The 7185-nt window shown below is 64.1% G+C and carries 6 protein-coding genes; 4 read left to right on the top strand and 2 right to left on the bottom strand.

Annotated features, from left to right (window positions below):
• Positions 1-994: 994 nt before the first annotated feature.
• Complete coding sequence (locus L1892_RS24450) at positions 995-2794, bottom strand: sigma-54-dependent Fis family transcriptional regulator (RefSeq protein ID WP_235726341.1); 1800 nt, start codon at positions 2792-2794, stop codon at positions 995-997.
• A 194-nt stretch (positions 2795-2988) separates the two neighbouring features.
• On the opposite strand from L1892_RS24450, the gene L1892_RS24445 reads away from it, so the two are divergent.
• The 3 genes from L1892_RS24445 to L1892_RS24975 all read left to right on the top strand — a co-directional run bounded on the left by L1892_RS24445 (position 2989) and on the right by L1892_RS24975 (position 6185).
• Positions 2989-4590, top strand: coding sequence for a flavin-containing monooxygenase (locus tag L1892_RS24445; protein WP_235726339.1), 1602 nt, complete (start codon positions 2989-2991; stop codon positions 4588-4590).
• Positions 4591-4632: 42 nt separating this feature from the next.
• A complete protein-coding gene (gene acmB, locus L1892_RS24440) occupies positions 4633-5838 on the top strand; it encodes a methyl acetate hydrolase AcmB (protein WP_235726338.1) in 1206 nt (401 codons plus the stop codon).
• A 101-nt stretch (positions 5839-5939) separates the two neighbouring features.
• Positions 5940-6185, top strand: a complete 246-nt coding sequence (locus tag L1892_RS24975) for an alcohol dehydrogenase catalytic domain-containing protein (protein ID WP_308191737.1) — start codon at positions 5940-5942, stop codon at positions 6183-6185.
• Between the two features lie 179 nt (positions 6186-6364).
• Here the strand turns inward: L1892_RS24975 and L1892_RS25115 are convergent, their stop codons facing one another.
• Complete coding sequence (locus L1892_RS25115) at positions 6365-6706, bottom strand: hypothetical protein (RefSeq protein WP_435948571.1); 342 nt, start codon at positions 6704-6706, stop codon at positions 6365-6367.
• Positions 6707-6807: 101 nt separating this feature from the next.
• Here L1892_RS25115 and L1892_RS24425 point away from each other — a divergent pair, with 101 nt between their 5' ends.
• A complete protein-coding gene (locus L1892_RS24425) occupies positions 6808-6957 on the top strand; it encodes a hypothetical protein (RefSeq protein ID WP_235726336.1) in 150 nt (49 codons plus the stop codon).
• Positions 6958-7185 lie beyond the last annotated feature (228 nt).

The raw sequence follows: 7185 nt of genomic DNA, 5'->3' as shown, positions 1-7185 counted from the left end.
CCCGTCGAGTACGAGAGCGCCTACTGGTCGACCCACACCGTCACCAGCTACCGTGAGAACCCGGTCCCCGCAAACGCTGGAACCAACTAACCGAGCCTCCAGCAAACCCGGGGCGATTCAGTATCGGGTGCCCTCGGTAACTCGTCGATGCGTTTGCCAGGTTTGTTCCCACTCTCCCCACGGCATCGAGGAGGCGGGCGCTGTCTGTTCTCCGCGTGCATTTACCTCTGCCTCGTCAGCTTTGGCTTTCGCTGTGCGTTTGAGGTCGTAGACGCCGGCCGATTTCTTTCTGCCGTCGGCGTCGCGGTACATGCCTCGGTGTCGTCCGCTGGCTAGCTTTTCGGTCCACGCCATAGGTCATGAGGTTACCTGAGCGTGGGGCAGGTGTGTGCCCCACGTGGGGCAAATGTGGGGCAGGTCGGAGACTATTAGGGTCTCGATCTGTCATCGTAGGTCAGTCTCGGCGGTTCTGAGAGTGCCGTTTAAGCAGCTGAATCGGTACATCTTGACCGGATGTGTCATCGTGTGGTAACTATTGCTTCAAGCGGTTTCAAAACCCGTCCAGTGTGAGTTCGAGTCTCACCGAGGGCACCAGATAGGTACAGGTCAGAGCTAGTTTTTCACCTTACCGACGGCTTTGTGAAGTGGGATGTGGAAGACGTTGTCACGAGCGGGTTCGGTTGTCGGCAGCCCTATCCGACCGTCCTGATCGAGGCCCCGCCTGACGAGCTCCGCGATGTTGACATGATCCAGCGCTCTCCAGCCGCCTCGCGGCCGCGCATCAACGGATGACCGCCAAGTAGTCAGGCCGCGCTTCTACGCCGACCGCTCGGGGGCGGCGTATTTTCGTCGACACGAGTTGCACTCCTCCGGACTCGGATCGTCGGTCGCCGAATTGCAGGCACAGGCGTCACGGGCCACAGCTGATGACACGAGTGCGACGAGCTGAAGCGCGAAGGGTCGTGACCGTGCCCGAGCGAATCCCGGAACGGGCTCACACCCCGGAGATGCCGTACGAGTGGATCTTTCGATAAAGTGAGCTGCGCGAGAACCCTAACGACGCGGCGGCGCGAACCCGGTTACCATCGCATTCGATGAGCGCGGTGACTATCGCGTCGCGTTCGGCGGCCTCGAGGACCGTCAGCGCGCGAGTCGTGTTAGCACGGCAGTATCCGGGCAGGTCGTCGGGCTGGATCTCACCGACGGGCCGCCTGCGCAGTGCCTCGGCGAGGGCCTCGCGCAGTTGCGGAATGTTGCCCGGCCACGAATAGGCGGCCAGGACGCGCATGGCCTTTGGGCTGATCCGGCTGTTGCGTTGAGGCGCCAAGGCTTTGACAACGCGCACCACGATCGTGTGAAGGTCGCTGCCCCGCAGCCGCAGGGGTGGGATGGCGACGGACTGGCCGATGCCCGGCATCGTAACCGCCGACGGATGCTCATCGGTGGGCGGTTCGATCGTGACCGCGGACAGGTATCCCGCTTCGGTCGCGGTGGCCACCACGAGAGTCAGGGTGTCCACGGTAGTCGCGGAGACCTTGTCGAGATGCCGGATCACCAGCAGAGCGCAGTCGTCGACGGCGCTTTCGGGTCCGGCGACCTGTTCGCCGCACTCAACGCGCTGTGCGTCGATCACGACCACTGGTGCATCGCCGTAGACCTCGTGGAAGACCTCGGCGATCAAGCTCAGACGTCCCGAGCCCGGCTCGCCGATGACCAGTACGCCGGTTCCCGACTCAAGCGCGGCAAGTGCCTCGGCTCGGGCGGCCTGCCACGCCGGGCTGCTCGCCGGCTCGCTCCGCGCGATCGGCGTCGATAGCGACCGAAGTGGTTGCAAGCGAATCGATCCCGGCGCAGAATCGTCGACCTCGTCGAGTAAGAGCACCATACCGACGGCGTCTCCGTGGTAGGTGATGGCAGTCGACCGCAGCCGGATGCTTCGACCGTCGTCGAGGGTGACCCGGCGGGCACCGGAGTCGTGGCGGGACATCAGGAAGCGCGTGAACTCCACCACGCGTTCTTGATCTGCCGGCGACAAAATCTCCCGTGCGCGTTCGTTGGCTATCACGGTGTCGGAGCCGGTGAGCTGGGGTGCGGCGCTGCCGACGGCCATCACTGCTTGGCGCGGGCGCGAGTCAGCGCGTAGATAGGTCTCGAACAACGCTCGTGTGGCCTGACTGCGGTCGAGCAGCAGATTGCGGCCGATGTCAGCCGCTGCCGAGCGAATCAGTGCGTCCACCAAAGGATTCCAGGTGTCAGCGAGCATGCTGGCGTCGAGGACTCCGGCAACGCGGCCGGTGAGCGGGTCGAAGACCGGGGCGCCGGCACAGGCGAACTGCACGAGTGATTGGTTGAAGTGCTCGTTTCCCACCACAGTGACGGGTGCTCCGACCTCGAATACCGTTCCGACGCCGTTCGTTCCGACGCCGCTCTCGTCGAAGCAGAAACCGCGCTGGAAGTCGACGCGGTCGAGCACACGCCCGACGGCCGTGGAGCAGTCGCGCCGATCGACGATACGGGCTTTGGCGTCGGTCAGGGCGATGGTGACCGGCACGTCGGACATGTCTCGGGCGAGGCGCTCGATCACCGGCTGCGCGCAGCGGGCCAACCGCGAATCGAAGTCGATGTCCTCGAAGAACGCCACGGTGTAGCGATCGGCATCGACGCCGGCATCGTGGCTGCGCTCCCAGGACGCGGCGACCACGTCGTCAACGCCCGCGGCGCCCGCTGGCCCGTATTCGAGGAAGTCGGCCCGTGCGGCGGCGATGCGGAGCTGCCGCTCACGGATATCGCTCATCATCGCGCGCCCTCATCTCGTCGGTCCCTCTCCATTGTGACCTGCCACACAACAGCAGATTATGCAACGTCATCAACTGCGTCGACACCGTCGATGGGGTCAGGAATCGTGTCCCAATTTGGGACACCTGAGACCACCCGGACACTCTCGACACTTACCTGGAACGTGAGGACCGTCACAACCAGGAGGACCCGATGGCAACAACCACACTCGACGCGGCCGTGATCGGCACCGGAGTCGCCGGACTGTACGAGCTGCACATGCTGCGTGAGCAAGGGCTCGAGGTGCGGGCCTACGACAAGGCGTCCGGCGTCGGCGGCACGTGGTATTGGAACCGCTATCCGGGCGCCCGTTTCGATTCGGAGGCCTACATCTACCAGTACTTGTTCGACGAAGACCTCTACAACGGGTGGAGCTGGAGCCAACGTTTCCCCGGACAGGAGGAGATCGAACGATGGCTCAACTACGTCGCCGACTCGCTCGACCTGCGCCGCGACATCTCGCTCGAAACCGAGATCACCAGCGCCGTTTTCGACGAGGACCGCAACCGGTGGACACTGACCACCGCCGACGGCGACATCATCGACGCACAGTTTCTCGTCACCTGCTGCGGGATGCTCTCGGCGCCGATGAAAGATCTGTTCCCCGGCCAATCCGACTTCGGTGGTCAGCTCGTGCACACCGCCCGCTGGCCCAAGGAAGGCATCGACTTCGCAGGTAAGCGCGTCGGCGTGATCGGCAACGGCGCGACCGGAATCCAGGTCATCCAGTCGATTGCCGCCGACGTCGACGAGCTGAAGGTGTTCATCCGTACCCCGCAGTACGCGCTGCCGATGAAGAATCCGTCCTACGGCCCCGAGGAGGTCGCTTGGTATAAGTCGCGTTTCGGCGAGCTGAAGGACACCCTGCCGCACACGTTCACCGGATTCGAATACGACTTCACCGACGCGTGGGAGGATCTAACCCCCGCGCAGCGTCGGGCGCGGCTCGAGGACGACTACGCGAATGGCTCCCTGAAGCTCTGGCTCGCCTCGTTCGCCGAGATCTTCTCCGACGAGCAGGTCAGCGAGGAGGTGTCGGAGTTCGTCCGGGAGAAGATGCGCGCCCGCCTCGTCGACCCGGAGTTGTGCGATCTGCTGATCCCGAGCGACTACGGCTTCGGTACGCACCGGGTGCCGCTGGAGACGAACTATCTCGAGGTCTATCACCGTGACAACGTGTCCGCGGTGCCGGTGCGCGACAATCCCATCACCCGCATCCGGGAGAACGGCATCGAGCTCGCCGACGGCACCGTGCACGAGCTCGACGTCATTATCATGGCGACCGGGTTCGACGCCGGCAGCGGTGCGCTCACTCGCATCGACGTCCGTGGTCGCGACGGCCGTACCCTCGCTGACGACTGGAGTCGTGACATCCGCACGACGATGGGCCTGATGGTGCACGGCTACCCGAACATGCTGACCACCGGGGCGCCTTTGGCGCCGTCGGCGGCGCTGTGCAACATGACGACCTGCCTGCAGCAGCAGACCGAGTGGATCAGCGAGGCCATCCGGCACATGCGTGCCACCGGTAAGACGGTCATCGAGCCGACTGCCGAGGGTGAGGAAGCCTGGGTCGCCCACCACGACGAACTCGCCGACGCGAACCTCATCTCCAAGACCAACTCTTGGTACGTCGGGTCGAACGTGCCCGGCAAACCGCGTCGGGTCCTGTCCTACGTCGGTGGCGTCGGCGCCTATCGGGACGCCACGCTCGAGGCCGCTGCGGCCGGGTACAAGGGTTTCACACTGTCCTGACGGACAGTGTGATCCAGGTCATTTTTGCGGAAGGATAGAGCTATGACCAGAGCATTCTCTTCACTTGATATTTCCACCTTCGCCGATGCAGCCGATCGGATTCTCGCCGAATCCGTCACCGGGGACGCCCGCGTGCCCGGCGTCGTGGCGATGGTGACCGACCGTGATCGCACCGTGTACTCCGGTGTCGCGGGCCAACGCAGCCTGGGCGGGTCGGCGCCGATGACCACCGACGACGTGTTCGCGATCTTCTCCACCACCAAGGCGATCACCGCGACCGCGGCGCTGCAGCTGGTGGAAGAAGGCCTGCTCGACCTCGACGCGCCGGCGAGCACATATGCGCCCGCCATCGGCACCCTGCAGGTGATCGAGGGCTTCGACGACGCCGGCGAACCGATCCTGCGGGCTCCGAAGTCGGTGCCGACCACCCGCCAATTGCTCACGCACACGGGCGGATTCGGCTACGACTTCTTCGACGAGATCTATCGACGTCTCGCAGAGGAGAAGGGGCAGCCCAGCGTCACGACCGCCAGTCGGGCGGCGCTGATGACACCGCTGCTCTTCGATCCGGGACAGCGGTGGCAGTACGGAACGAACATCGACTGGGCCGGTCAGGTGGTCGAGGGGCTACGCGGGAAGCGGCTCGGAGAAGTGTTCGCCGAGCGCATCTTCGCTCCGCTCGGGATCGAGAACATGAGTTTCATTCTGCGTGAGGACTTTCGGTCGCATCTGACCGAGATCCATGCGCGTAACGCAGACGGGTCGCTGACCCCGATGGGTCTGGAACTACCGTCGCCGCCGGAGGTGGACTTCGGTGGACACGGCCTGTACGGGACCGTCGGTGAGTACATGAAGTTCATCCGGATGTGGCTCAACGACGGTGCGGGAGAGGGTGGTCGGGTCCTCAAGGCCGAGACCGTGGAGATGGCGCTGCGTAATCATCTCGGTGATCTGCCGGTCACCATGCTGCCGGGAGTCATCCCGTCGCTGTCCAACGACGCGGAATTCTTCCCGGGACAGTCGAAGTCGTGGTCGTTGCCGTTCATGATCAACAACGAGACGGCGCCGACCGGACGCCCGGCAGGCGCCCAGGGTTGGGCGGGGCTGGCCAATCTTTTCTACTGGATCGACCGCCAGAACGGATACGGCGGATACTGGGCCACCCAGATCCTGCCGTTCGGCGACCCCACCTCGTTCACCAAGTACATGGAGTTCGAGACGGCCTTCTACGACGCCCTGACGAGTTAGCCCCCGGACGTCCGGCCCTGTAGAGCCACCCCTGCAGGGTCGGACGTCCGAGGAGTACCCGAGCGGATGACCCGCACCTCGGTCGGCCATCCGGCCCCGGCATGGCAGGCCGATCGCTCCTGCCCGAACACGGGCACCGCCACACCAATCTTTCTCTTTCTGAAACCCGCTGCGCTGAACTGCACCTCAAGATGTGGACAGTGCAACGGTCTGCCCGTCGAAACGGTCGCACCCTCGGACACGAGTCGGTCGACGTGATCGCCGCACTCGGATCCGCGGTCACCGGCTTCACCGAGGGCCAGCGCGTCACAGTGAACGTTGCTACACCCTGCTTCGAATGTTCGTAGTGTCAGCGGGGTTTCACTAGCCAATGCGGCTTCTCGGCAGCTACAAGTACACGCACATGTCGACGGCAACATCGCCGAGTTCTTCGTGGTGCCGGCGGCGCAAGGCAATCTCGCCCCGATCCCGGACGAGTTGAGCGACAAGGCTGCAGTCTACGCCTGCTACATGCTCAGCACCGGACTCATGACGGGCCGAGCACGCGCAGATCGAGATCGGTGGCACCGTGGCGATCTTCGCGCAGGGTGCGGTCGGATTGTGTGCCACCATCGGGGGAGGGAGAACTACTGGGCACGGGGCGGATCATCGCCGTCGTGTCGCGTCCTGAACGCATAGCTCTGGCAAACGTTTCGGCGCCGACGGCATCGTCGACTCCACCGACGGTGATCCTGTCACGCAGATCATGGACCTCACCGGAGGCGTCGGAGTGGATGCGTCGATCGAGGCACTCGGCTTCCCGCAGACCTTTGAGGCCGCGTAGACCTGCCTCAAGGCAGGTGGCACCCTGTCGAATATCGCGTGCCACGGCGAGAATCCGGCGCCGCTGCCACTCGATCTGATGGCGTGTGGACTGGACATGGGAGACAAGCCATTCGGACCGGACTGTGTAACGGTGGCAGCGACCGGATGTCGCGACTGTTCACCCCGATTCCGACCGGCAAGGTCGATCCGACGACAATGACGACCCATCGATTCGGCTTTGACAATGTCGAGGACGCGTTTGTGATGATGGCCGAGAAGCAGGACAACATTGCCAAACCGCTGATCACCTTCTGACCGGGACTGTCCGTTCGCGGGACTTCTTGGGAGGCTCGCTCGTTGTCGGTCACTGCGGTCAGCCGGGACGGGAAGATATCTGACTCGCTCGTCGGCGACGACCGCGAACTGAACCGCCCCGGGTCTGTCGGAGGCTCTCGAACCTGTGAAGGATGGAGAGCATGGCAGCACCACGCAAGTACAGTGAGGAACTCAAGGACCGGGCCACCCGGATGGCATGTGAAGCGC

Origin of the sequence: Gordonia tangerina, from assembly GCF_021556435.1 — a bacterium.
In the GTDB taxonomy this organism is placed as follows: Bacteria; Actinomycetota; Actinomycetes; order Mycobacteriales; family Mycobacteriaceae; genus Gordonia; species Gordonia tangerina.
Note: the sequence above shows the minus strand (reverse complement) of the source record. Positions and strands in the feature narration are given on the sequence as shown.

Bases quoted from the DNA above. Each gene is read 5' to 3' on its own strand.
- L1892_RS24450 (WP_235726341.1), bottom strand. From the start codon at position 2,794: ATGAGCGATATCCGTGAGCGGCAGCTCCGCATCGCCGCCGCACGGGCC.
- L1892_RS24445 (WP_235726339.1), top strand. From the start codon at position 2,989: ATGGCAACAACCACACTCGACGCGGCCGTGATCGGCACCGGAGTCGCC.
- acmB (WP_235726338.1), top strand. From the start codon at position 4,633: ATGACCAGAGCATTCTCTTCACTTGATATTTCCACCTTCGCCGATGCA.
- L1892_RS24975 (WP_308191737.1), top strand. From the start codon at position 5,940: ATGGCAGGCCGATCGCTCCTGCCCGAACACGGGCACCGCCACACCAAT.
- L1892_RS24425 (WP_235726336.1), top strand. From the start codon at position 6,808: ATGTCGCGACTGTTCACCCCGATTCCGACCGGCAAGGTCGATCCGACG.